Origin of the sequence: Candidatus Laterigemmans baculatus (genome assembly GCF_010367455.1) — a bacterium.
Lineage (GTDB): Bacteria > Planctomycetota > Planctomycetia > Pirellulales > Pirellulaceae > Laterigemmans > Laterigemmans baculatus.
Genome location: NZ_WRPR01000023.1, coordinates 84,200 through 109,731, shown reverse-complemented (window position 1 = coordinate 109,731; position 25,532 = coordinate 84,200). Strand labels below are relative to the sequence as shown.

Sequence of the window (25,532 nt, the reverse complement as noted above, 5' to 3'; positions counted from 1 at the left end):
TAAGCGGCCGGCTCGTTCGTCCGGTCCCGCCGATCCCCGCGCAGCGTCAACGATTCATGAAGCCGGTCCGCAGACCCTGCCCACGCTCCGTTGCCTTGTCCGTCGCGTTTGGAGTGGCTGCCCTGACCGTGGCCGCTCCGAGCCTCGGCGATGTGCTGCTCGCGGAAGCCACCGGGCGGGCGGTCGCCCAGGAACTTTCGCCAGCTCAGCTCGCCCAGCTGCAAGCGATGGAGCTGCCGACCGAGCCGTCGACGCTACTGGCGATCGTCGGCGACAATCCGATCTTGCTCGGCGACTTGATGCCCAAGATCGAAAGCCGGATCATGCAGCTCGCCAAGGGGGACATCTCGCAGATCCCGCCGGAACAGCTGAAGATTCTTCGCCTCCGATTACTCCGGGCGCTGCTCGCCCAAACCATCCAAACCAAGATGCTCGGCCACGCCTTTATGATGAGCCAAGTTGGCGCGTCATCGGCCGAGCAGCGCCGCGAGGCTCAGACAAAGATCGCCGCTCAGGCCCGCCGGGCGTTTTACGAGAGTGAGATTCCTCGGATGCTCGAAGAATCGAAGCTGAACTCGATTCAGGAGCTCGACGCAAAGCTCCGCGAGAGCGGCAGCTCGCTGAAGACGCTCGAGCACGAATACCAGGACAAGATGCTCGGCGCGGTCTACATCCAAAAACTGGTTCCCCGCGATCCCGCGGTGACCCTCAACGAGCTGCGGGCGTACTACGAAAAACACCGCGAGGAGTTCAGCCATCCGGCTCGAGCGCGATGGGAACAACTGACGGTGCTATTCTCCCGGTTTCCCAACAAGCAGGAGGCCGATCGCGCCATTTCGGACATGGGCCGCGAAGCCTACTTTGGCGGGAACATGCAGAAGGTCGCCAAGGAACGCTCCCAAGAGCCGCTCGCCGCCAGCGGGGGGCTGCACGACTGGACGCGGCAGGGAAGCCTGGCCTCGAAGGTCCTCGACGAACAAATTTTCTCGTTGCCGCTGAACCGGATGAGCCCGCGGATCGAAGACGCCGACGGCTACCACATCATCCGAGTCCTCGACCGCGAGGAAGCGGGAGTCACGCCGCTCGGCGAGCTTCAGGACGAGCTCCGCAAGAAGATCCAGGCTCAAAAGGTCGCCGAAGCGGAAGCCAAGTTGATGCAGGAGATTCGCCGCGACGTCCCCGTCTGGTCGCTCTACCCCGATGACGTCGACGGGGCAATGCCGCTCGGTTCGGTCGAGCGCAGCCGCACCGCCGCGGCCGTGGATGCCAGCCCCGCCCGCTAGGCTGACGCATGGGCCTGCACATTTCATCAGCCGCCGGGCGCGTGTTCTGTTGAGCCGACGGCGCTAGCCGCGGGTTCCGTCGTGTCGCGGAATGGGTTGCCCTGGGTGGTTGCGCATCGCTAGGGACAAAGTTTTCACCCGGGACGAACCGGATCGGGCCCGAGGCTAGCGCCTTCGGCTCAGGAGAGCGCAAACGCAACTCGACCCGCCGCTCGTACAGGCCTAGACTGGTTTGTCGAGCGGTTCGGAGCGTCCGGGCCGCGGCTGGCCGTTTCGCACGCGGGTCGCACGGGCTGTCGATGATCTTGAACCGGATGGTGGCGATATTTCTGCTGGCGATTCCCACGCTCGCAGGCTCGGCGATGGCCGCCGGTCTGGCGGTCCGCGTCACGCCCGTCGCCGGCGAACCCTACGCAGCGGAGCTCGAGGCGATTACTGCCGAGACGCTGACGCTGCTCGTCGCCGGTGAATCCAAAAGTGTTCCTCGGGCGGAGATCACCCGCATCGAAGCGACCGAGCCGGCGGCGATCCAGGGCCCGACCGTGAGCGTGGGGCTGGCCGACGGCAGCCGACTGAAGGCGGAGGGTTTTCGAATCGAAGGCTCCGAAGCCACGCTCGAGCTCCGCCGTCAAGAGCCGCTCGAGGTTCCCGTCCGCGGGCTTCGCTGGGTTCGCTTCCGCCCTCCATCGCCCACGATCGACAACGCCTGGCTGGGGCTGCTCGGCGATGACCGGGCCGAGGACATGCTGGTCATCCGCCGCTCGGCCGAGACGATCGACCAAGTCAATGGCGTCGTAATCGGGGCCGATGCGACGACCGTCCGCTTCAGCGTTGGGGATCAAGAAGTGCCGGCTCCGGTGGCGCGACTCGAGGGGATCGTCTTTGGCGGCTCCGCGGCCGCTGGTGAGGCGGAGTCCTCGGGAATCACCGTTGTCGACACGCTGGGGTCGCAGTGGGCGGTTCGATCGCTCACGCTTGCGAGCGTCGCGAACCTATCGGCGGCCGAACGAGCCGAGGGGGTGCTGGAGATGGAGATTCTCGACGGCCAGCAGCGATCGTTGCGACTGGATCAACTCGACTCGATCCGGTTCGAGGGCAACACGCAACTGCTGGCAGCCGAGTCGCCGGTGGAGAGCCAGTACACGCCGCTCGTCCAGCTGCCGATCGACCAGCCGCGTCTGCTGCGTTGGCTCGGGCCTCGCGTCGAGGGGGATCGCGATCTGATTCTCCGCAGCCGCTCGAGCGTGACCTATCGGGTCGATCCGAAATTCGGCGCCTTCGCGACCCGGATCGCTCCCGACGCAAGCGTCGCGGCGGGCGGTGGATGCGACGTGCGGATTTTGGTCGATGGGGAAGTCGTCTGGAATGAGACGGTCTTGCCCTCCGATGCCCCGCGGGGCGTCGAGCTCGATCTGGGCAGCGCGCGGCGGGTAACGCTCGAAGTCGACTACGGCGACGGCGAAGGGCGGAGCGACGCGGGAGATGTGATCCGATTCATCGAACCCCGGTTACTGCAGTAACTGGCGCAACCATCGAAGGAAAGCGAATGTTCCGCTGCTGGCTCCCCACTCTTTTACTAGCGTCCGCGGCGACGATTCTGGGCCTCTCGGGTTCCGCCCGGGCCGCGGATCAGGCCGCCGACGCGGCGGTTCCAAGTCAAGTCCTAGCGGCCGAGCAGGAGCGGATCCAGGCGATCGAACGGGCGGTGCCGACGGCGGTCAGCGTGTTTGTCCCTGGCGGGGCGGGCGGCGGGAGCGGCGTGTTGATTTCGCCCGACGGATACGCGCTGACCAACTTCCACGTCAGCAGTCCTGCGGGCAGCTACATGCGGTGTGGTCTCTCCGATGGAAACGTGTACGACGCAGTGATCGTGGGCATCGATCCGGTCGGCGACTTGGCCCTCATTCGACTCCTCGGACGCGACGACTTTCCGGCGGCCGAGCTGGCCGATAGCGATCAGCTGCAGGCGGGTGACTGGTGCTTCGTCGTCGGCAATCCGTTTCTGCTCTCCACGAACCTCCAGCCCTCGGTGACCTGGGGAATGCTCAGCGGCGTGCATCGCTATCAGTATCCCTCAGGGACGCTGCTCGAATACGCCGACTGCCTCCAGACCGACGCGGCGATCAACCCCGGCAACTCGGGTGGGCCGCTGTACGATGCCAGCGGCAGGCTGATCGGCATCGTGGGGCGGGCTTCGTTCGAAAAGCGGGGGCGGGTGAACGTCGGCGTCGGCTACGCGATCTCGATCAACCAAGCAAAGAACTTTCTCGGCTACTTGAAGAGCGGCCGGATCGTCGACCATGCGACGCTCGGAGCGACCGTCGCCACCGACCCCGACGGTGGCGTGCGGGTCAGCAACATCCTCGAGTCTTCCGACGCCTACCGCCGTGGACTGCGGTACAACGATGAGATCGTCGAAGTTCACGGGCGGGCGGTCCAGACGGCGAACGACGTCCAAAACATCCTCGGCACCCTGCCCAAAGGCTGGCGGATCCGGCTGGCCTATCTGCGGGGCAGCGAGCGCCGCGAGATTCTCGTGCGGTTGGCGGGGGTGCACGGCGAAGACGAATTGATCGAGAAGATGGCCGGCGCCCTGCCGCCACCTCCCCCTGCGCCGCCGGCCCCGCGGGAGGGTGAGGACGAAGCTCCCGGAGAGCCAGCGCCGCCTGAAGCGGAGGAGCCGCAGGAGGATGGCAAAGAGGCGGACGCCCCCAAGGGAGCCGACGGCAAACCGATCCCCGAAGCCGCGCTCGCCCAACTCGAAGAGCGAGCCGGTTTTGCCAACTACCATTTCAACGACCAGCACCAACAGCGGCTGATCGAGCAGCTGCGCCGAACCGTACCGGAAGTCAGCCAGCGACCAACCGCGTGGACGATCCGCGGCACGACCACCGGGGCGACTCCCGCACCGGTGGTCATCCAAGTCTCGGATAATCAACTCCGCATGACGGTTGGCGACCAGGAAGTGGTTCAGGATTCGGTCGCGGCCCGCTTCGAAGCAGTCGATCAGCGATCCGCCGCGGCGCTGCTGCCGGCGTTAGAGGCTTGGCGGCGCTTGCTCGACGTCGGTCCCCGAAGGTTTGGCGACGTGTTCTATCTCGGCACCGCACCGCTGCTCGGCGAGCTTCCACTGCGAGACGTCCTGGTCGGCACGGCCGGCGAATTGGAAGCGCGGTGGATGGTGCATCCCGAGTCGGGGGCTGCCGAAGCGGTCGAGCTCACAGCCGACCGAGCCCGCGACCCGGCGGAACTGCTGATCCACTATGCTTCGGCCGAAGGCGAGGCGCCCGGCACACCAGCCCGCCTGGAGCTCCGCTACGGAAGCGACGTGGTGCTCGACCTGAAGATCGACAGCTGGACAACTGACAGCGAAGCGGGGCAAAGCTGATGGCGAACCGGAAATGGAATCGACGCGTGCTGCCCCACCCTTCCCTGCTGACGCTTGCGGCGTGGCTGTTGGTTTTGAGCGGCGGATTCTTGCTGGACTCGCCGACAGCCGCGGCCCAACCTCCCTCGCGAGCCACGGTCGTCCGCGAAGTTCAGGCACGCGTGGTCAAAATTTACGGGGCCGGCGGGATGGCTGGCCTGGAAGCCTACCAGAGCGGTTGCATCGTCTCGCCCCAGGGGCACATCGCGACCGTCTGGAGTTACGTGCTCGACGTCGATCCGATCGTGGTGCTCGACGACGGCCGCCGTTTCGAAGCAGAAATCGTCGGCTTCGAGCCCAGCCTGGAGCTGGCCGTGCTGAAGATCGACGCCGACTCGCTCCCCTACTTTCCCGTGGGCGAGCGGAGCGGAGCGGCGGGCGGATCAGGCGATGCGGGCTCCGGCGCCGTTCCCGGGGCGCAAGTGCTGGCGGTCAGCAACCTGTTCTCGATCGCTGCCGGGAATGAACCAGCCAGCGTGATGCATGGGTACATTGCCAGCGAAGCGAATCTCGAAGCCCGCCGCGGCACGTTCCGCACGGCCTACAGCGGGCCGGTGTATGTGCTGGACTTGGTCGCGAACAATCCGGGGGCTGCCGGAGGCGCGCTGGTTGGGCTCGACGGGAATCTGCTCGGCATGCTCGGCAAAGAGTTGAGAGACGAGCGGACCGGCGTCTGGCTCAATTATGCGATTCCGGCGGGGACGCTTCGCGGAGTGATCGGCGATATCGTCGCCGGACGAACCCCTTCGGTGGCGGAGAGCACCGCCGAGCCGCTGCCGGCTAATCAGGCGCATTCGGCTTCCGGGCTGGGGATCGTGATGATCCCGAACGTGCTGGAGAAGACGCCGCCATTCATCGACGCCGTCGAGGAGAATTCGCCCGCGGCGGCCGCTGGGCTTCAGCCCGACGATTTGATCCTGCTGGCGGCCGGGCAGCGGATCGAGGGACAGTCGGCGTTGAACGAGCTGCTCCGCACCAAGGATCGCCGAGATCCGGTGAGCGTTACCGTGCAGCGCGGTTCGCAGGTCGTGACGGTGACGCTGCGGCCTCGCTGATTTCGCCCAGAGCAACGTCTCCGCCAGGTGGAGGGCTCCTCCGCCGTGTCGAGAACGCCAGCTAAAAAATCCTTTGCCTCTATGGGTTTCCCCTGCATGTTTCGATTCTCCTGCAACGTCCGCCGCCACTCATCACGGAGATCCAGCGGCGCAATCGTCTGCCTGCTGGCTTTCGCTCAAGTGGCTCTCTTCGGCAGAGCGTGCCGGGGTAACGATGCCGCCGACTTCTACTCTGCCGAGGCCGCGGCGATCGCGGCGGCGGTTGAGCGAGTCGCCGAATCGGTGGTTCAAATCGAGCTGGTGGGCGTGGCGGAAGTCGAAGCGGGAGAGGTCGCCGCGGATGCTCCCTCGGCTGGCACGATCATCGACTCCGAAGGGCTGATCCTCGCTTCGTCCATGGTTACCGCTCGCCCCGCCGCGTCGATTCTGGTGGTGCTCAGCGACGGCAGCCGGCTGCCGGCCGAGGTCGTGGCGAAGGACGAGGGACGCGAGCTGGTGCTGCTGCGGGTCGAGCCTTCGGAGCCGCTTTCGGCGGTGACGCTTGCTCCGGTCGAAGACGTCCGGGTGGGGCAGTATGCGATTGCGGTGGGTCGAGTTCGGGCCGAAGGGCCTCCGGCTCGCTCGGTTGGGATCGTCAGCGCGCTGGGGCGTCTGCATGGCCGCGCCCTGCAGACCGACGCTCGCGTCTCCCCTCCTTTCTATGGCGGTCCGCTGCTGAACATCCGCGGAGAAATTCTGGGGATCGTGGTCCCGGCGATGCCCGAGATGGGAGAGGGTGGCGACAAAGCGGGTTGGTACGACGCGGGGATCGGCTTTGTCGCTCCGGCCGATCAGATCGCGGAGCGGCTGGAGAAGATGAAACAAGGCGCATCGATCCGCCCTGGGCAGCTGGGCATCGTAGCGGGGAGTGGCGACCCGTTCGCCCCGGGCACTCGGGTGGCCGCCGTTCGCGCCGGTTCGCCAGCGGCGGAGGTCGACATTCGGCCCGGAGACGAAATCATTGAGATCGCGGGACTGCCCGTACGCCGGCACGCGGAGATTCGCCAGCGGCTGGGACCGCTCGACGCGGAGACGCCCGTCTCGATCGTGCTTCGCCGCGACGGCGAACGACTGAGGGTGACGCCAACGTTGGTCGGCGAGATTCCACGGTTCGATCCGCAGACGATTGGGCTTCTGGCCGCTGACCGAGAAGGGGTTCGCGTGACCGCGGTTTTCCCGGGCTCGCCGGCCGAGAAGAGCGGCTTTGAAGTGGGCGACCAGATCGTCTCGATTGCGGAAATCGAGGTGGAGTCGGTCGAGCAACTCCGCAAGCGGGTGCTCACGCTTCGCCGCGACCAACCAATCACGGTGACCGTCTCTCGCGACGGAGCCGCTCAGGCCATCGAGGTCACTCCGCAGCGGATCACCGGTTCGCTCCCCGATCAACTTCCCCCGTTGCCGGGTGCGCCGATCGAGGGCGAGTGGAAGGTTACGGAGTTGACGCTTCCGGACGTGCCAAACAAAGTGGCGATGTTGGCGCCGGCGGACGTTCCAGAGGAGACCCCGCTGGGATTGCTGATCGTGTTCGCTGAGCCGGGAGTCGACAACGCAATGCAGCTCTCGGATCAGCTGACCGACAAATGGATGGCCGCAGCGCGAGAGCATCGCGTCGTCGTCGGAATCATTGGTTCGGCCGATCCGGCCCGCTGGACTCCCGAGGAGGGTGAACTCGGGGGGCGGCTGGCGGCGTCGATCCGGCAGCGGCATCCCGGAATCCTCACCGAAGCAATCGCCGCGACCGGTGAAGGCGCGGGGGCAGCGATGGCGATCATCGCCGCCTGGACCGAGGCCACACCCTTCGTGGGGGCGGCAGTTCCCACGGACGTCCGGCCGCCAGCGATTCGGATCACCGAGAACGACCCCTCGGCACCGATCCAGGTTTTGATCCGAGGGGGCGAATTGCCCGGCTGGTCCGAGGTGCTCGAGCGGGCGGGATACGCGATGGTCCGCGGCGGCGAGGACGCCGAGGCAGTCACCCGTTGGGTCTGGACGCTGGCACGCATCTAAGTCACTCGAATCGAACGAAAGCGGAGCGGATGACCGACGGTTCTAAGGCGAAGGCTTCGAAGGCGAAGGTCGATGTGCGCCGCGTCATCCTGCTCGTCCTCGCCCTGCTCGCGATCGGGGCGGGGCTGCTCTTTAGCCTAGTCGAGGGGCTCGAGAGTGGCCGAGCGTTTGCTGCCGCCTCGATGCTTCGCGTCGGGGTGGTGCTGTTTGCCCTCTGGCTCGCCCTCCCCTCGCTCCGGACCCCGATGGCCTGGCTTCCGCCGGGGCTCGCCGCGCTCTGCCTAGTCGCGATCATGGCGCTCGCCGCACAGCCGAAATTGATCCTCGTCCTGGCGCCCGCGGCGGGGATGCTGCTGACGCTCGGCTGGCTGGTGCGGTCGTTCCGCGCCGCGCGGCGTCGTTAGCCGGGCCACGCGGCGTCGTTAGCCGATCCGCGCGGCGTCGTTAGCCGCTCCGACCGGCTAAACCGCGAACAACGATAAAATCGAAAAAAACCTACCTTTGGGACCTGCTTCGATCCGAAGTTAGTGTTGACAACCGGCCCCGCGCCAGGGCACCGCGCCCGGCCTGGGGCGTCGACGAGGGGATCGCGAGCAAGGCTTCGCGATCAGCCTGGTCGGCGCCCGGGGTTTTCAAGGAGGGGAATCGACCGGGGCGGGATCCCCGGGCCGACCGTCGTTCCCGCAATGTGGCGACGGCAGGAACCGGGTGGACCGACGCAGAAGACCGTAGGAGGGTTACCATGCGACGCTTTTTTGTCGGCGTGGCGCTCTTCACGCTCGCCGCCGTCACGCCGCTGGCCGCGTGGGGCGGAGATCGTGAGATCGCCGAACATATTATTTCTGAGCTGAAGGAGCAGCAGAATGCAGGCGTCCTCCAGGGCTTCACCCTGGATCTGGATGTCAGCAACGGTCGCGTTCTGCTCAAAGGCCAAGTTTCCACGAAAGCCCAACGCGACGCGGTTCTCGCTGCCGCCGAGGGAATCGAGGGGGTCAGCGACGTGGTCGACCAGATCACCGTCGGCGCCCCGTCGGCCGATTCCACCGCTCCGGCGAAGCCCGAGCCGGTTCGGGTCGACCCGGTGAGCGGCGTGGCGGAAGTCGCCACGGACAAGAAGGTCGCGAGCGAGTTTTCGCTCAGCAAGGCCCTTTCGCAGCGACCGGCCGCTCCTCGCGACACGCTCGTTCAGCCCGCCGCAGCGACCGAAGAGGCTGCCGCGGTCAGCGACGCGGAAATCAAGGCCGCCGTAGTCCGCACCCTCGGCGCTGCTCAGCAGTCGGGCGAGCTGCGTGGGTTCGGTCTGGAAGTCAGCAGCATCGACGGCGACGTGATGCTCAAGGGACGGGCCCGGACGAGCGAACAAAAGCAGATCATCATGGAGATGGTCCGCCGCGTTCCCGGCGTCCGCAACGTGATCGACGACATCCGCACCGAGTCGAGCGTCGCTCCGGCGGCGAACCTGGCCAGCGCTCCGCAGTCCAAGAAGCAGGTCCGCCACCTGCAGCCGGTCGAAGTCCAGACCGTCTCGGGCCGCCTGCCCGGCACCGGAAACGGTCCGGTCGCTCCGGCCGCTCCATTGCCGTTCGGTAGCGTCAGGCCGGCGAGCACCACCGACGTCGGCGTGGGCGTCGCCCCCGTGGCTCCGGTTCCGGCGCCTCCCGTCGCTCCGGTTCCCGACCCTTACGCTCAAGCCGGTTATGCGGCCGGCGTTCCGGTTTCGGCGGCACCGATTCCGATGGCCTACGGAGCTCCACGGTACGATAACCCGTACCTGCCCAACTACGCTTGGCCCGGTTACGCCGCCTACCCGAACTACGCCGCGCTGACCTACCCGCAGCAGTACAGCCCCACGGCGTGGCCTTACATCGGTCCCTTCTATCCCTATCCGCAGGTCCCGCTGGGATGGCGGAAGGTCTCGCTCGAATGGGATGACGGTTGGTGGTTCCTCGATTTCACCGACAAGTAGGCTCCACCGACAAGTAAGCGTCGGTTGAGCACGACCCTCGCGAAGGTCCACTGACCCTGCGGCGATCAAAAACTGATCGCCGCAGGGTTTTTTCGTTGGCATTCCACTCAGCGAAGCGGTACTCGTACTCAGCGAAGCGGTACTCGTACTCAGCGAAGCGGTACTCGTACTCAGCGAAGCGGTACTCGTACTCAGCGCAGCGGTACTCGATCGGCCCGTTTGGTGGGCAGGGGGGCGGCAGCGAGTACGAGTACCGCTGCGCTGAGTACGAGTACGAGAGGAGCGGGAGCGGGAGCGGGAGCGGATCACCTCGAGCCAACGCTTCCCGCGACCGCCGTTTCCAAAACTCGCTCGTGGGCTTCGACGAAAGCTTCCCAGCCGTAGTGTGCGGCCGCTTTCTGGGCTTCCGCTCCGAGCCGCCGGCGGAGCGACTCGTCCTGCATTACGCGGAGCATCGCTTGCCGCAGCCGATCGGGATCGTTCTGCGGTACGAGCAGTCCGTTCTCGCCGTCACGGATCACTTCCGCCGGACCGCTCTCGCAATCGACGGCGACGCAGGCTAGTCCCGCCGACATCGCTTCGAGCAGACTCACCGGAAACCCTTCGTAGAGGCTCGTCAACACGAAGGCATCACTCTGGCTGCGCAAGGCCGCCACGTCGTCGACCCAGCCGAGCAGCGCGATCCGCTCGCCGGCGGCCGACGCGTCGATCATCCGCTGCAATCGCTCCCGCTCCGGTCCCTCGCCCGCGATCGCGAGCGACCACGCGGGAAAATCGTCGGCCACGGCGGCGAAGGCGGCGATCGCTCGCTCAAACGCCTTCTCCGGAGAAAGTCGCCCGACGGCGAGCCAGCGAAAGCCGGCGTGGCTCGGTGGGGCTGCGTCGCGAGGGACTGTGGCCCCAACGGCTGGCGCGGTCGCAGGCTGAGCGGACTGCGGCGGATCGACCGCGGGAGGGATGACTGCGGGACGTCGGTCCGCCCCGGGTCCCGTCCAACGCGTGATGTACTCGGCCGTTTCCTCGGTCAACGCGATCGCGGCGGCCGCGCGGCGATAGCTGCGGCGTCGGAGCAGCGACCAGACGGGGCCGATGTCCTGATGCCGCGGATCGGTGTGCTCGGAGACGACGACCGGCACTCCCAACGGCTGGCAGGCAACGAGCGCCAGAACGTTGTTCTTATCGCAGAAGCTGAGCACGACATCGGGATGGCTGTCGCGGACCGCCCGGCGGACCGCCGTCACGCGGCGGCGATTGCTGAGGATGGCTGCCCACAGATGGCGACTGTGGCTCATCACGGACAGCGGGATTCGCTGGACCCGCCCGTCTAGCGAGTAGCGATCGCCCGTCGCATCGTCGAGCGTGAGGAGCGTGACAGCGTGCCGCTCGACGAGGCGGCTCACCAGCCCAGCCATCAATCGCTCCGCACCTCCCCCGGCGAGCGAATGGATCAGACACGTGATACGCACGGCACTGCGATTCCGAGGGAACAGGGGAGAAAACCGGCCCCCGGATCTGGCGGTCGGCGGGATCCTGACACCTTTGTGGGTCGGGGCGAAGAATCCAGTGGTGGAGATTGATGCAGACGGTGCCGGTAATTACGGTCAGAGGGATCGGGGGAACATTTGCATCCTGTTCCGACTCTCCATTCCCCAGCCCCGCAAGACCTCATGATTCGCCACTCTTTGCTTTCACTGGTCGCCATCTCGGCCACATTCGTTTCGCTGCCGTCGGCGGAAGCCGCCAATGGATTTGCTCACGGGTTCGAGCACCTGCCCTACTTCTCCGGCTTCTATCAGCCCTACGGCATTCGCTACAGCACTTCGGTGCGGACGCCACCGTACTTTGCGGTGAACCCGCCAGTCTACTACGGGGCTCGGCACGCGCGACCCTATGGGATCAGTCCCTTTGCTTCCCTTCCGCAGGTCGAAGCCGGGAGCGGCTATCACTCCCGCCACCTCGCCGACTTTGTGGTCCCGCCGGCCCCGATCTGCGGCAACCCGTTCTGCGCACCGGTCGAGGAACTCCCGGGACCGCGTGGAGTCGAGCCGCTCGACAGCGAGCCCCTGAAGATCGAGCCGACCGAAGCGGTTGAGACTGGAGATGAACCGCTCGCTTCGCAATCCGGGCCGGTGCGAACCAATCCCTTGGCCATCGCCAAACTCGCAGTAGGCCGGTCGCCCCTGCAGTAGGCGGTCGCCCCTGCAGTCGTTGGCGGGGAGCGGAAGTCGTGGAGCGAGCGGGATTATTTGCGCGACGAACCGAAGCAGTGGCGATAGCCGTTGCGAAGAGCGCGGAGCGGATCGCGACGCAATCCGCCATTGAGGTTCGTTTGCCAGATCTCTCGCGATTCAAGGTCGACCGCCGTCAGCCATTGCCCTCCGCAGCAGTAGGTATCGATACAGAGCAAATGCCCGAGGTCGAGCGGCACGCCATTTCGCTGCGGCGAATGCCCCACGATTGCCGTCTTACCGCTCTGGTGAGGCGGCGGTGGATTGGAGCTGCGAATGTGGTCCCAGTAGAGCGTCTCGTTGGTTTGCTCGTGCATCTCCCGATCGGGCAGGTATCCCGCGTGGACCAGGATCGCCGCGTCGGTTTCGTGATGACTGCGGAGCGAGCATAGAAAGGCAAAGTGGTCGTCCGGGACTTTTGCCAACGTTCCGCCGTAGCTCTCGAGCGTCGCCAGCCCACCGGCTTTGAGCCAATGCAGCGTGGGCGTTCCGATCGTCCGCGAGCCGAGCATCATCCACTCGTGGTTTCCGCTGAGCGCGACCAGCTGGCAGCTCTTGCGGACTTCGAGCAGTTCCTCGATGACGCCCCGGCTGTCGGGTCCTCGGTCGACATAATCGCCGAGTGTGACGAGGGTATCGTCGCGCTCCAAGCGGAGCGTTTCCAGGAGTTTTGCAAGCGCCTTGCGGCAGCCGTGGATGTCCCCGATTGCGATCGTCCTACCCACGGTTGCTCAATTCACTCCAGGTGTTCAATTGACTCCGGGGTCGACCTTGCCGGAATCGGGGATGACGCTGCGGAGCACCTCCTGCCCCTGGCGTTTGACCGCGACTTCCCAAATCCGCTCCGCATCGCCGTAGAGCTGCTCGGGAAGGAACTGGCCGACCATCCACCCGCCGGCATCCAGTTCGGCTTCAAGCTGACCGGGCCCCCAGCCGCTGTAACCGCTGAAAAACCGGGCAGAGACGTCGGGGCGATCGGCCAGCATCATCAGATGGTCGTCGTCGCTAGTCAGCCACACGCCGCCGGGGTACACATCCCCCAAGTTTTCGAGCTGGTGTAGCGCCAGCAGCGGCCCTTCGACTGGACCCCCGACGTAGATCGCGTCCCGGCGCCGCGGGCGGTGCCCCCGAGCCTGCTCCATGATGTCCTCTAACCGCAGGTTGCTCGGACGATTTAACAGGATCCCGAACGCTCCCTCGGAGGAATGCCGGGCGATGTAGATCACCGAGCGAAAGAAATTGGGATCGCAGAGCACCGGGGCCGCGATCAGGAGGCGGCCTTCGATCGAGCTATTCATGGCTGCTGTGATTAAGGCTGCCGTGATTAAGGCTGCCGTGAGCAGGACTGCGGTAGGTGTCTCGCCAGAGGCAGCCGGCCCAGGACCATCCGACGCCAAAGCCGACCATCATGTTCAGCTCGTCGGGGCGGAGCACGCCCGTCCCGCGCAGGGTGTGGATCAGGATTGGAATCGTCGCCGAGACGGTGTTCCCGCAGTTCTCCAGCACGATCGGCATCCGCTGCTCGTCGACTTCCATCCGGGACTGCAGTTGCTCGAGCATCTTGCGGGTCGCTTGATGCATCAGGAACAGTTCGATCTGGTCTTTGGAGTAGCCTTCCCGCTGCAGGATCTGATCGACCAGCCGCGGGACGGCGTCGACGGTGAAATTGATCAAGCTCGGGCCGTCCATGTAGAGCCGGCTGTCCCATCGCTTACGGTGTCGCGGCTTGATCCGATCGGCCGTCGCGCGAGCCCCGCCATCGCTGACCAGCAGCGTGTCGGCCCCGCTCCCGTCGGTCCCGAAGCGAAAGCCGAACAGCGAACACTCTGGATCGGCTTCGACCAGCGTCGCCGCCGCACCGTCGCCAAAGATCGTGCGGAGGCTGCGGTCGGCCGGGTCGATGTACTTGCTGTACGTTTCGGCCGTCAGCAGGAGCACTCGGCGGACCGCCCCCGAGCGAATCAGCCCGTCGGCCAGCGCCAAACCGTAGACGAAGCCGCTACAGCCAAGGTTGTAGTCGAGCGCCCCGCAGTGCACCGGCAGCCCCAGCCGATCCTGGATCAGGCAGCTGGTCGTCGGCAGCGGGTAATCGGGGGTTTGCGTGCAATACAGGAGAAAGTCGATCGACGCGGGGTCGATCTGCTCCTGGGCGAAGAGCTTCTCCGCCGCGGCAACGGCCAGATCCGAAGCGGTTTCCTCGGGAGCGGCGATGTGCCGCCGATAGATGCCCGTCTTGGAGGCGATCAGCTCGAGATCCCAGTTGGGATACTCCGCCTGCAATTGGTCGTTCGTCTCGACCCGGCTCGGCAGATGAACGGCGATCGGACCGATTTTCGCGTGCGGCACGGGCAGTCGTCGGGCAGTCGTTTCGGGGGCGAGGAGAGGCGTTCCGGAGAGGCTCCCGAAAAGGACCGCGGAGCCGTGGCTGGAAAATATCACGAACCGCCAATGCGAAACAAGCGAGGCCTGGCAAATCGTGGCGGGCGGCTGAAATCTACGTGGGCCCTTGAAACGGTGGACAAAGTTGGTTCAAGTAAAGCCCGTGGCCGCGACGATAGTACGGTCATCTTGGGAATTTTGACGCTCCCGCGGGGAGGCCTTGCAAGGGTTGGCCGCGGATCTATAATCTGGCTCCTTCGCTGCTGAGCGAGAACGTTCCGGTCCCTACCCGGGCTCGATCTCAGCGGACGAAACGAGTAACTTGAACCAGCGTCAAGTTTGAAAGAAAAGATTGGGAGCTGAAGTTCGCGAGGGATTCCCGCCAGCGGCGGCGAGTCGATCGCGAGCATCGTTCAGTTGACCTTGAGAAGAGCATTTGCGGCTGTAGCTCAGTTGGTAGAGCACAACGTTGCCAACGTTGTTGTCGTGGGTTCGAATCCCATCAGCCGCTCTTGCTCCCAATCGTTCGTTTCAATTCTGTCCCCACGCCGCCGGCAGGTCCCTGAGGACACTCGTGGCAGGCGGAGTATGGGTAGGCGACGGATTGCCACCGACGACTCATCCAGATCTCGGCCAGCTTGAGTTCTCGGCCCGTTCGGTCGCGAATCACCCCCGCACGCTACCCTACCGCGAAGGCACGCTACGTCTATGTCCACGTCCGATCTGCAGTCCGATTCGCCTGTCGCCAGCGAAGGCGAGAAAACCCCGCTGAAGTTGGACATCAAGGTCGACAGCCCGCAGGCATGCCTGCGTCACGTGGTGGTCACGATCCCCCACGCGGAAGTCGAACGGTACATGCGGGACGCTTACGACGAGCTGGTTCCCGAAGCTCAGGTTCCCGGCTTCCGCGCCGGCCGCGCCCCGCGGAAGCTGGTCGAGAAACAATTTCGCGACCGCGTCTCGGATCAGGTCAAGAGCTCGCTCTTGATGGACAGCCTCTCGCAAGTCACCGACTCGGCCGAGTTCTCCGCGATCAGCGAGCCCGACTTCGACTACGAGTCGATCGAGCTCCCCGAAGGAGGCGACTTCCGCTACGAGTTCAAGGTCGAGGTGCGGCCCGAGTTCGAAACGCCGAACTGGAAAGAGCTGAAACTCACGCGGCCCAGCGAAGAAATCACCGACGAAGCGGTCGAGAAAGCGGTCAAGGGCTTGCTCGGTCGTAACGCTCAGGCCGAAGCGACCGATGAACCGGCCGCCGAGGGCGATTCGCTGCTCCTGACCGCCCGCTTCCTGAGCGACGGCCGGGTGATCTCGGAAATGGACGAAGAACGCGTCCAGCTGACCGATCGCCTGAGCTTCTCCGACGGCGTCTGCGACAATTTTGGGGAAGCGCTTCAGGGAGCCCGCGAAGGGGACACCCGCAAAGCTAAGGTCAAGATCAGCGCCGAAGCTCCCCGCGAAGACATGCGGGGCAAGGAGCTCGACGCCGAATTCACGGTCGTCGAAGTCTCCCGCAAGCAACTTCCCGAGCTGACCGAGTCGTACCTCCGCGAGATCGGCGACTTCGACAGCAAGGAGGAGTTCTACGAGTTCGTTCGCAGCAGCCTCCAGCGTCAGGTGGTCTACCGCCAGGAACAGGCGCTGCGGAAACAGATCGTCGAGAACCTGATCGGCGACGCCGAGTGGGAACTGCCCCCGGACCTGGTCCGTCGCCAGACGCGTCGTGAGCTCGATCGCAAGATCCTCGAACTGCGTCGCAGCGGTTTTGACGACGACACCGTCCGTCGTCTGGTCAACACCATGCGGCAGAACGCCCAAACCCAGACCGAAGCCTCGCTCCGCGAGCACTTCGTCCTCGAGCAGATCGCCGAAGACGAGAAAGTCGACGCGACGGCGGAAGATTACCAGCAGGAAATCGAGCTGATCGCCGAGCAGAGCGACATGCCGGTCCGCCGCGTTCGCGCTCGGCTGGAAAAGAGCGGCCAGATGGACGCCCTGCGGAATCAGATCGTCGAACGCAAAGTTATCGAGATGATCACCGCCGCGGCCGAAGTCAGCGACGAGCCGCAAGCCGAAGGCCAAGACGACAAGGAGTTCGCCGTCTACCACAACGTCTTGGGAACGAAGGAAACCGATTCGATCCCCGAGGCGAAGCACGAAGACAAAAGCCCGAAAGAGAAGGAAGAGGACAAGAAGAAGCCGTAATTCGCCACGGCTCTTCACTCGCTCCCCCACGCTTCACCCAAACGCCCGCTGACCCCAGCGGGCGTTTTTCGTTGCCGCCCTCAGTACGCCAGGCTTTCCAGTCTGACCAATCCGGAAATTGTCAGGTTGGAAAGCCTGACGTAGTAGCTCGTACTCAGCGAAGCGGTACTCGTGTCGAGTTTGGCGGACTGCCGGGCCGGATACGAGTACGAGTACGAGTACCGCTTCGCTGAGTGCGAGGACCACAGCTACCTGCTACCTGCTACCTGCTACCTGCTACCTGCTACCGGCTACCGGCTACCGGCTACCGGCTACCGGCTACCTGCTACCTGCTACCGGCTACCGGCTACCTGCTACCGGCTACCGGCTACCGGCTACCGGCTACCAGCTACCGGCTACCGGCTACCGGCTACCGGCTTCCTGCTACCGGCTACCGGCTACCGGCTACCGGCTACCGGCTACCGGCTACCTCCCCTACAAACGACCAACCCCCGGGGAAACCTATGTTTCACCGGGGATCGGGAGGTTTTCAGCTAGGAATCGATGCGAACTGATCGCCTCGCGTTGGCTTCGACGTCAACCAGGGTGGGGGCGATGCCGAGTTGGCATTCTGGGCTCGCCGGACCACGCGTGTGGGAAGGGGGCGTCGAATACGAGACGGAGTTCGATCATGCGATTCGCTTACAGTCCGCAGCCGCAGCTCGGCGCGACTTCGTAGCCGCAGCTCGGCTCGACGTCGCAGCAGGCATCGCAGCCGCGGTGCTTCTTGTGGTGGAACAGCTTGTGGAAGAGGCCGCCCCGCTTGTGGTGCGAGCCACAGCAAGGAGCAACGACTTCGCTGCCGCAAGCCGGCTCCACCGCACAACCACAGTCGACCGGAGCGACTTCGAAGCCGCAGGACGGCTCGACCGCACAGCCGCAACCGGCGTCGCAAGCATTGTGCTTCTTGTGGTGGAACAGCTTGTGGAGCAGTCCGCCGCAGCGGTGTCCGCTGTCGCAGCAGGGCTCAGCGACTTCGTAGCCACACGAGGGCTCGACGATTTCGCAGCCGCAGGTGGGCTCGACGGCGCAGCTGTCGCAGCCGTTCGAGTGGTGGAACAGACCGAAACCGGCGCTGGCCGAGCTGCCGGCAAACAGGAACATGGCCAAGAAGGCGGGGGCGATCACACGACGCATCGGTGAAATCTCCAGAGATCCAGGGATACTTTGTTGTCTTCGGCGTCGTATTCTCATCCGACCAACGGCACAGCCGCCTTAAGGGTCAGTCGAATGCAACGCAACGCACCACATGGTGTGCTGGAGATCCCTATCGACTTCGCTAGCCCCCGCTTCTTTCCTAATCCGCAAGAATTCCGCCGCCGCCTGGCAAAAGCGTTCGGATTGAGCGGACGCTGAGGGCTGAGCCGATTGTCCGCGGTGGAAGGCCCAATGAAATCAGCCGCCACGCGCGAGGCTCTGTCAGAAAACCCGCAACGACACCCTCCCCCCGGGAGGGTCGCGAGGAACGAGCGGGGAGGGTGATGCGCGACGTAGAGCCCTAAACGCGTGCAGATTCAGCGAGCCCTCCCCGGGCCTGAGAGCCCGACCCTCCCGGGGGGAGGGTAATGCCAAAAGGGAGTTTTCTAACAGAGTCTAGCGTCCGGTTCCCACAGCGTGTGCGGGAACCGGACGCTAGCGCGTGGCGGCTGATCAAAGGATTTCCGATCCCCGATCCCGAATCCTTCGGTCCCGGCTCAGGCTTCGGCGGCCAAGGCGCGGAGGACCGTATTGAGGATGCCACCGTTGCGGTAGTAGCCTACTTCGACTGGCGTATCGATCCGGACGACGCAGGGGAAGGTTTTGACCGATCCGTCGGGCGAGGTCGCGCGGACTTCGAGCGTACTCCGCGGCTCGAGATCGTTCGTCAGCCCTTGGATGTCGTACGTCTCTTCACCGGTCAGCCCCAGCGACTCCCAGGTCTCCCCTTCGGCGAACTGCAGCGGCAGGACGCCCATCCCGACCAGATTGCTGCGGTGGATCCGCTCGTAACTGGCGGCGATGACCGCCTTGACGCCGAGCAACTGCGTTCCCTTGGCGGCCCAGTCGCGGCTGCTGCCAGTGCCGTACTCGGCCCCGGCCAGCACGATCAGCGGCACCTCGTCGGCGATATACTTCATCGCCGCGTCGTAGATGCTCATCACTTCGCCGTCGGGCAGGTGCGTGGTCCAGCCCCCTTCGGTGCCGGGAGCCAGCTGGTTGCGAATCCGGATGTTGGCGAATGTCCCGCGAACCATCACGCGGTCGTTGCCGCGGCGGCTCCCGAAGCTGTTGAAGTCCGCCGGCTTGATGCCGTGCTCCTGCAGATACCGACCCGCCGGCCCATCCTTGGCGATCGCTCCGGCCGGCGAGATATGGTCGGTCGTGACCGAGTCGCCGAGCAGCGCCAGCACGCGGGCACCTTGGATCGGCTGCACGTCGGGAACTTCCGCGGTGACCGAAGCGAGGAAGGGCGGTTCCTGGATGTAGGTGCTCGACTCGTCCCAGTCGTAGATATTACCGCCGGACGACTCGAGGGCGTTCCAGTGCTCGCCTCCCTTGACCGCCTCGCTGTATTCTTCGACGAAGGCTTTGGGGTCGACGACGCGAGCGATCGTATCGTTGACTTCTTGAGTCGACGGCCAGATGTCCTTGAGGTACACGTCCTGGCCGCTCGAGTCCTGGCCGATCGGATCGGTCGCCAAGTCGATGTCGGTCGTCCCGGCCAAGGCGTAGGCGACGACCAGCGGCGGGCTGGCCAGGTAGTTGGCCCGCGTTAGCGGATTGACGCGGCCTTCGAAGTTGCGGTTGCCGCTGAGGACCGCCGAAGCGACCAAGTCCCCTTCGAGGATCGCTTTGGCGACCGGTTCCGGCAGCGGGCCGCTATTGCCGATGCAGGTCGTGCATCCGTAGCCGACGGTGTTGAAGCCGAGGGCGCGGAGGCTGTCGGTCAGGCCGGCTTTCTCGAGGTAGTCGGTCACGACGCGGGAACCCGGCGCGAGGCTCGTCTTTACGAACGGCTTGACCTTCAAGCCCCGCTCGACCGCCCGCTTGGCGACCAAACCCGCGCCGATCATCACCGACGGGTTGCTGGTGTTGGTGCAGGAAGTGATCGCGGCGATGACCACCGCGCCGTGGCCGATCTCGTAATCCTCGGCCGTCTCGACTTGAGCGCCGGAGGCGTGGCCGTTGGAGGCGTCGAGGTGCACGTGGCCCGTGTTCTTCAGCTTGCTCGCTTCGAGCCCAAACCCGCGATTCGCCACCGGAGCGGTCAACGATTCGCGGAACGACGACTTCATGTCGGAAAGGGCGACACGGTCCTGCGGACGCTTGGGCCCGGCCAGCGCCGGCACGATCGACGACAGGTCCAGGTGCAATTGCTTGGTGTAGCTCAGTGCGGGACCATCGTCGGTGCGGAACAGCCCCTGCTCCTTGCTGTAGCGTTCGACGCGCTGGACCAGCTTCTCATCGCGGCCGGTCCGCCGGAGGTAATTCAACGTCTCGCCGTCGACCGGGAAGAAGCCCATCGTCGCCCCGTACTCGGGGGCCATGTTGGCGATCGTCGCCCGGTCCGCCAGGCTCATCCGCGACACGCCGCTGCCGAAGAACTCGACGAATTTGCCGACGACACCTTCGCGGCGGAGGACTTCGGTGACCCGCAGCACCAAGTCGGTGGCCGTGACCCCTTCGGGCAGCGCCCCGGTCAGCTCAAAGCCGACCACCTCAGGCATCAGCATGTAGAGCGGCTGGCCGAGCATGTTCGCTTCCGCTTCGATCCCGCCGACGCCCCAGCCGAGCACGCCGAGCCCATTGATCATCGTCGTGTGGCTGTCGGTTCCGACCAGCGTGTCGGGCATCGCCACCGGTCCGTGCTCGGTATTTCGCACGCAAACCACGTCCGCCAGATACTCCAGGTTCACCTGGTGCACGATCCCCACATTCGGCGGGACGACGCGGAAGTTGTCGAACGCCTGCTGGCCCCAGCGAAGGAATTCGTACCGCTCGCGGTTGCGAACGAACTCGATGTCGACGTTCCGCCCCAGCGCCTCGTCGGTGCCAAAGAAGTCGACTTGCACCGAGTGGTCGATCACCAGGTCGACCGGAATCAGCGGATTGATCTTGGTCGGGTCGCCGCCGAGCCGTTGCATCGCCGAACGCATGGCTGCCAAGTCGACCACCGCTGGAACGCCGGTGAAATCCTGCAGGACCACGCGGGCCGGCTTGAAGGGAACCTCCTGCTTGGCCGGGTCGGCCGCCTTCCAGCCAGCCAGATTGCGAACGTCCTCTTCGGTGACTTGGAAACCATCGCAGTTGCGGAGCACGGATTCGAGCAAGACGCGAATCGAGAACGGCATCTTGCTGATAGCGCCCAAGCCGGCATCTTCCAACCGGCTGAGCCGGTAGATGGTCATCGGACCATCGCCGGAGTCGAACGTATCGCGTGCCTGGAAGGGGTCGAATGCTGCCTTCGAGTTGCTCATCGGTGCGTATTCCCGGCGGGGTTGCAGCCGGGGCTCTGGTAAGAGGAGGGAGTTGCCGGTGGGATGCGCGGCTATTCTAGCGGTCCGCGGGCGGATTGTCTGCCGCTCTACCACCCCTCGGTTCGGAGTCAACGGGGAAAAGTTCGAGTCGGCAGCGAGAGGGCAAGCTGTGCGGGCTGGGGAAACCCTGCCGACGGTAACGCTTCTTCTGTGAAAATCGGTCGTCGGATTCCGATCGATTGTAGTGAGTTAGAATCACTCCCCGCCGAACGAACGGATGGAAGGACGCGGCCAGATGAAACTGTCGATCGAGATGGACCCGATTGTTGCTCGTGGCCGCACGTCGGGCACGTTCGCCCCGCGTCGGCTGGCAATGGCCGGCATGGCGGTTTGCGCCATCGCCACGGCCTTCGAGCCGGCCGCCGCGGCCCCTCCGGCGCATCACCGCCACGCGTCGCATACTTCGCACGCTCCACACGCGTTCGAGGCGACGCTGCCCACGCCGCATGCGAGCGGATGCACCACCTGCGGAAAGAAACGCCGCAATCTTTTCGGCCGCTTCCTCGATGGCGTGACCGCGGGAACCGACTGGCTGATCTTCGGCTCGTCGAAACAAGGGCTCTGCGACTGCGATTCCGGTTGCGACGCTCTCCCGGATTCCGCCTGCGACGCGATCGGGCTGGCGCCCTACGCTCCGGGCTTCTATCCCACGGAGACCGGTTCCAGCTCCACGGGAAGCGGGATCCCGTCTGTTCCGCAGCCGGTTTCGCCAGGATTCGAACTGCTCCCCGCTCCGCTCCACCAGCCACCGAAGCCGCCCCGCAGCGTGCAGGGTGATCACAGCTCCGGCAACACCCGTGGAGCGACTCCGGAGCGAATGAGCCCCAAGCAGCCGACCTCCCGCATGCAGCGCGACCAGTACGTCGATCCGTTTGGCGACGATCCGGTTTCCTCGGGAAGCAACCCCACAATCTCCCGCTCGGCGTACTACGAACAGTGACCCCGAGCGGCGATCACCCTTGATCGTCGTGGCTCGAGTCGGTTAAATCCCGATCAGCCAGTTTCCCCCATATTCGGCAAGCAAAGGATGGCTTGTGGATTCCCGTTCTACCCTACTGGGCGAACTTGCCTCGCTCGTCGGCGGACAGCTGATTGGTGACGCCAACGCAGTCTGTCGTGGAGCCGCGCCGCTGTACGAGGTCTCGGCCGGCGAAGTTACGTTCCTCGACTCCTCCCGCGGAGTGGAGTCGGTCGTGGAAGCGGGAGCGGTGGCCGTCGTGGTCAACCAGCCGCTTCCCGACGTCGAGATCCACCAGATCGTCGTCGAGCATCCGCACGACGCTTTTGCGACGATCGTCAGTCATTTTCAGCCCGCCGCCCCTCCGGCCGCTGCCGCCATCCATCCTTCGGCGACGATCGATCCCACCGCGGTACTGGGCTGCGACGTGGCCATCGAGGCCAACGTGACGATCGGCCGCGGCGTGGTGATCGGTGATCGCTGCCGGCTGATGCCCGGCGTCGTCGTAATGGACCAGGTGCGGATCGGCGACGACTGCGTCCTCTATCCCGGCGTCACCCTCTACGATCGCACGGTGCTCGAAGAGCGGGTCACGGTTCACGCCGGGTCGGTGCTGGGGGCTTTTGGTTTCGGCTACAAAACCCGCGAAGGACGACACCACCGCGCCCCGCAACTGGGCTACGTGCACATTGAAGCGGACGTCGAAATCGGAGCGAGCGTGACGATCGACCGCGGGACGTTCGGTTCGACGCGGATCGGCACCGGCACGAAAATCGACAACCAAGTCATGATCGCCCATAACTGCCAAATCGGGCGGCACAACCTGATCTGCTCCCAGGTCGGGATCGCCGGTTCCTGTCGCACCGGTGACCACGTGATCCTGGCGGGCCAAGTGGGGCTGAAGGACCACATCACCCTCGGCGAGGGGGCGATCGTCGGTGCCCAGGCCGGAGTGATGGAGGACTTGGCTGGCGGCCAAGTGTATCTCGGCAGCCCGGCAACGACGCAGCGTGAACAGATGCAGATTATGGCGATCCAGCGGCGCTTGCCGGAGATGCGCCGCGCGATCAAAACGCTCGAACGGGCCGTCGAGACGCCAGTGGCCGACTCCCGGACGCGGGAGCAAACGGACGGGGCCGGCTCATCGCGGTGCGTGGCCTGATGCTCGCCCGGTACCAGCCTCGGTTCTTTTCCGCCTCCAAACCCGCGAGTTTAGCCGGGGGTGATCGTCGCCCGGTCGGACTGGTCGCCGGGTGGGGACGGTTTCCCGTGCTGGTCGCCGAAGCCCTCGTCCGGAATCAACAACCGGTCGTGTGCGTCGCCCTCTCGGGACTGGCCGACCGCTCGCTCGAATCGATCTGCGACGACGTCCGCTGGCTCGGCGTCGGCAAACTCGGCGGACACATGCGGTTTTTCCGCCGCCACGGTGTTCATGGCGTCACCATGGCGGGCAAGCTTTTTAAGGCCGAGTTGCTGTTCCAGCGGTCGGTCGTGTGGAGCCAGTGGCCCGATCTGGAATGCATCCGCACCTTTGCTCCGCACTTCATTTTTCGCCACAGTGACACCCGCGACGACAGCCTGCTGACGGCCGTCACCGATGCGTTCGAGCGAAATGGTATGGAAGTGCGACCGGCAACCGATTTCGCACCGGAGTTGCTCGTGGAAAAAGGCTCGCTTACCCAACTCAAGCCGTCGGCCGGACAGCGCCGCGATATTCGCTTCGGCTGGACGATCGCCAAACAGATGGGCGGATTGGACATCGGGCAAGCGATCACCGTTCGCGACGGAACGGTGATCGCGGTCGAGGCGGTCGAGGGCACCGATGCCTGTATCGATCGCTCGGGCACCCTCTGCCGCCGCGGCGGATGGACTCTAATCAAAGTCGCTAAGCCGGCCCAGGACATGCGATTCGACGTCCCGACGATCGGCCCCCAGACAGTCGAGCGCGTGCATGCCGCGGGAGGGCGAGCGATCGCAATCGAAGCCGAGCGAACCATCGTCGTCGACGCTGCAGAGACTGCCGCGTTGGCCGACCGACTCGGGGTTGCGATCGTGGCCATCGATGCCGCCGACGCAGACGCCGAAGTTGCCTGACCCAGAGTCGCCCAGAGTCGCCTTTCGCTCCGCGAAAGTAGCGCAGAAACACTTCTTTCGCGGAGCGAAAGGCGACTATGGCGGAGCGAAAGGCGACTCTGGCGGAGCGAAAGGCGACTCTGGCGGAGCGAAAGGCGACTCGGGGGCCGGGGGATCTGGTTGACCACCAACTAGGGTCTCCTAGAATGCCGGCGGTTCCAGCGCGGGCCGCCGACGATTCTCCGAGCCGTTCCTCTGCTTGCGAGCCTCCACCCTGAACCCGAGGGCTGGAGCGTCGCAGGTACTGTCCGCGTGGGGCAAGCTGCTGTGAAGTGCACCGTCGTCGAAACGCACCCCCCGGCGAAGCTGAATCTCTATCTCGAGCTGCTCGGCAAGCGAGCGGATGGTTATCACGACCTCGAGACGGTGATGATCGCTATCGGTCACCGTGACCGGCTGCGCGTCACGCGAACTGAACACTCGTCAATTTCTCTCGAGTGCCGTTGGAGCCCCTCGGTAGCGGTGTGGCGGCAACGGCTGCCTTCCGCAGCCCCCGACACGTTTTCCTTGCCGCCGGCGGCGCAAAACCTCGTCACGCGGGCCCTCGAGCGATTCCGCAGCGCTTTCGGCGTCGGCGGCGGGTTTCGGGTAGAGCTCGACAAGCGGATTCCGGCGGGTGCGGGAATGGGAGGGGCGAGTAGCGATGCAGCCTCGGCACTGCTAGCCGCGGCCGCACTTTGCGGAGTTGAGCCGAACGACCCGCGGCTGCTGGAGATCGCAGCGGACCTCGGGAGCGACGTTCCATTCTTTTTGCGGCCGCGGGCCGAGGCGGTTGCGGACCGAGCCACCGCGGCGGATGAAGGGGCGGCTGCGGGGGAGTGCGGCCGGAGCACGTCCATGGCGCTCGCCGCAGGGCGGGGCGAACGGCTGACAGCGTTGATAGCGGCACCAAAACTGCACTTTGTCGTCATCTATCCACCTGAACCATTGTCGACGCCTCGCGTATTCAGCCACTGCCAGGTTCCCGCGGATCCGCAGTCGGCCGCAGGGTGGACACTGCCACTGGGGGGAAAGGATCGCAGGGAAATTCCGCCGCTATTCAATCGGTTGAGCGAGCCGGCGAGGGAGATATCGGGTTGGATCGAGAAAGCGCTGCGGGCTTTGGAAGGTGTCGGTTTGCGAGGCGCTACTATGACTGGGAGCGGCTCGGCCTGCTTCGCCCTCGCCGATTCCGCGCGGGCGGCTCGGCGGGCTGCGGCGCTGCTGTCGGCGCGTCGGACCGGGCTATGTTTTGCCGCCGTTCCGGCCAGCCTGCCGGCAACCATACGAACGATGACTTGAGCTACAGACGCAGCC

Annotated in this window: 19 protein-coding genes and 1 tRNA gene; 14 read left to right on the top strand and 6 right to left on the bottom strand. The window is 65.2% G+C overall.

Going from position 1 to position 25,532, the window contains the following annotated elements; genetic code table 11:
* Positions 1-95 precede the first annotated feature (95 nt).
* The 7 genes from GNK13_RS05005 (at position 96) to GNK13_RS04975 (ending at position 9,777) form a co-directional block, all read left to right on the top strand.
* On the top strand, positions 96-1,283 hold the full coding sequence (locus GNK13_RS05005; protein ID WP_235934782.1) for a peptidylprolyl isomerase: 1,188 nt from the start codon (positions 96-98) through the stop codon (positions 1,281-1,283).
* 299 nt (positions 1,284-1,582) lie between these two features.
* Positions 1,583-2,803 (top strand): NPCBM/NEW2 domain-containing protein, encoded by a 1,221-nt coding sequence (locus tag GNK13_RS05000; RefSeq protein WP_203545338.1) that lies wholly within the window; start codon positions 1,583-1,585, stop codon positions 2,801-2,803.
* A 26-nt stretch (positions 2,804-2,829) separates the two neighbouring features.
* Positions 2,830-4,671, top strand: a complete 1,842-nt coding sequence (locus tag GNK13_RS04995; RefSeq protein WP_164101343.1) for a S1C family serine protease — start codon at positions 2,830-2,832, stop codon at positions 4,669-4,671.
* Positions 4,671-5,765, top strand: a complete 1,095-nt coding sequence (locus GNK13_RS04990) for a S1C family serine protease (protein ID WP_164101342.1) — start codon at positions 4,671-4,673, stop codon at positions 5,763-5,765. The genes GNK13_RS04995 and GNK13_RS04990 overlap by 1 nt, the downstream gene beginning before the upstream one ends.
* A 96-nt stretch (positions 5,766-5,861) precedes the next feature.
* Entirely contained in the window at positions 5,862-7,811 is a 1,950-nt protein-coding gene (locus tag GNK13_RS04985; protein ID WP_164101341.1) for a S1C family serine protease, read from the top strand.
* A 29-nt stretch (positions 7,812-7,840) separates the two neighbouring features.
* Positions 7,841-8,215 (top strand): hypothetical protein, encoded by a 375-nt coding sequence (locus GNK13_RS04980; protein ID WP_235934781.1) that lies wholly within the window; start codon positions 7,841-7,843, stop codon positions 8,213-8,215.
* A 338-nt stretch (positions 8,216-8,553) separates the two neighbouring features.
* Positions 8,554-9,777: a BON domain-containing protein gene (locus GNK13_RS04975; RefSeq protein WP_164101340.1), complete on the top strand. Its 1,224-nt coding sequence runs from the start codon at positions 8,554-8,556 to the stop codon at positions 9,775-9,777.
* Between the two features lie 305 nt (positions 9,778-10,082).
* Here GNK13_RS04975 and GNK13_RS04970 read toward each other — a convergent pair whose 3' ends face one another.
* The gene (locus GNK13_RS04970) at positions 10,083-11,243 is read right to left on the bottom strand and encodes a glycosyltransferase (protein ID WP_164101339.1); all 1,161 of its coding nucleotides are present in this window, start codon (positions 11,241-11,243) and stop codon (positions 10,083-10,085) included.
* 201 nt (positions 11,244-11,444) lie between these two features.
* Here GNK13_RS04970 and GNK13_RS04965 point away from each other — a divergent pair, with 201 nt between their 5' ends.
* Positions 11,445-11,966: a hypothetical protein gene (locus GNK13_RS04965; RefSeq protein ID WP_164101269.1), complete on the top strand. Its 522-nt coding sequence runs from the start codon at positions 11,445-11,447 to the stop codon at positions 11,964-11,966.
* Positions 11,967-12,019: 53 nt separating this feature from the next.
* On the opposite strand, the gene GNK13_RS04960 is transcribed toward GNK13_RS04965, so the two are convergent.
* Genes GNK13_RS04960 through GNK13_RS04950 form a run of 3 tightly spaced genes read right to left on the bottom strand, consistent with a single transcriptional unit; the run spans position 12,020 to position 14,351 of the window.
* The gene (locus GNK13_RS04960; RefSeq protein WP_164101338.1) at positions 12,020-12,730 is read right to left on the bottom strand and encodes a metallophosphoesterase family protein; all 711 of its coding nucleotides are present in this window, start codon (positions 12,728-12,730) and stop codon (positions 12,020-12,022) included.
* Positions 12,731-12,754: 24 nt separating this feature from the next.
* The gene (locus GNK13_RS04955) at positions 12,755-13,303 is read right to left on the bottom strand and encodes a YqgE/AlgH family protein (RefSeq protein ID WP_164101337.1); all 549 of its coding nucleotides are present in this window, start codon (positions 13,301-13,303) and stop codon (positions 12,755-12,757) included.
* The gene (locus GNK13_RS04950; protein ID WP_164101336.1) at positions 13,296-14,351 is read right to left on the bottom strand and encodes a ketoacyl-ACP synthase III; all 1,056 of its coding nucleotides are present in this window, start codon (positions 14,349-14,351) and stop codon (positions 13,296-13,298) included. The genes GNK13_RS04955 and GNK13_RS04950 overlap by 8 nt, the downstream gene beginning before the upstream one ends.
* Positions 14,352-14,822: 471 nt before the next feature.
* Between GNK13_RS04950 and GNK13_RS04945 the strand changes: the two genes are divergently transcribed.
* Together GNK13_RS04945 and tig are read left to right on the top strand one after the other, a co-directional pair.
* Positions 14,823-14,895 (top strand) — tRNA-Gly (locus GNK13_RS04945).
* 197 nt (positions 14,896-15,092) lie between these two features.
* Positions 15,093-16,589, top strand: a complete 1,497-nt coding sequence (tig, locus tag GNK13_RS04940) for a trigger factor (RefSeq protein ID WP_164101335.1) — start codon at positions 15,093-15,095, stop codon at positions 16,587-16,589.
* Between the two features lie 681 nt (positions 16,590-17,270).
* On the opposite strand, the gene GNK13_RS04935 is transcribed toward tig, so the two are convergent.
* Both GNK13_RS04935 and acnA read right to left on the bottom strand, forming a co-directional pair.
* The gene (locus tag GNK13_RS04935) at positions 17,271-17,765 is read right to left on the bottom strand and encodes a keratin-like protein (RefSeq protein ID WP_164101334.1); all 495 of its coding nucleotides are present in this window, start codon (positions 17,763-17,765) and stop codon (positions 17,271-17,273) included.
* A gap of 557 nt (positions 17,766-18,322) precedes the next feature.
* On the bottom strand, positions 18,323-21,085 hold the full coding sequence (gene acnA / locus GNK13_RS04930; RefSeq protein ID WP_164101333.1) for an aconitate hydratase AcnA: 2,763 nt from the start codon (positions 21,083-21,085) through the stop codon (positions 18,323-18,325).
* Between the two features lie 295 nt (positions 21,086-21,380).
* Here acnA and GNK13_RS04925 point away from each other — a divergent pair, with 295 nt between their 5' ends.
* The 4 genes from GNK13_RS04925 (at position 21,381) to GNK13_RS04910 (ending at position 25,517) form a co-directional block, all read left to right on the top strand.
* Complete coding sequence (locus tag GNK13_RS04925) at positions 21,381-22,085, top strand: hypothetical protein (protein WP_164101332.1); 705 nt, start codon at positions 21,381-21,383, stop codon at positions 22,083-22,085.
* A gap of 94 nt (positions 22,086-22,179) precedes the next feature.
* Positions 22,180-23,265 carry a UDP-3-O-(3-hydroxymyristoyl)glucosamine N-acyltransferase gene (gene lpxD, locus GNK13_RS04920; protein WP_235934780.1) on the top strand — a complete coding sequence of 362 codons (1,086 nt, stop codon included), beginning with the start codon at positions 22,180-22,182 and terminating at the stop codon, positions 23,263-23,265.
* A complete protein-coding gene (locus GNK13_RS04915) occupies positions 23,265-24,197 on the top strand; it encodes an LpxI family protein (RefSeq protein ID WP_164101331.1) in 933 nt (310 codons plus the stop codon). Before lpxD ends, GNK13_RS04915 begins: the two co-directional genes overlap by 1 nt.
* Positions 24,198-24,488: 291 nt before the next feature.
* The gene (locus tag GNK13_RS04910) at positions 24,489-25,517 is read left to right on the top strand and encodes a 4-(cytidine 5'-diphospho)-2-C-methyl-D-erythritol kinase (protein ID WP_203545337.1); all 1,029 of its coding nucleotides are present in this window, start codon (positions 24,489-24,491) and stop codon (positions 25,515-25,517) included.
* Positions 25,518-25,532: the final 15 nt, after the last annotated feature.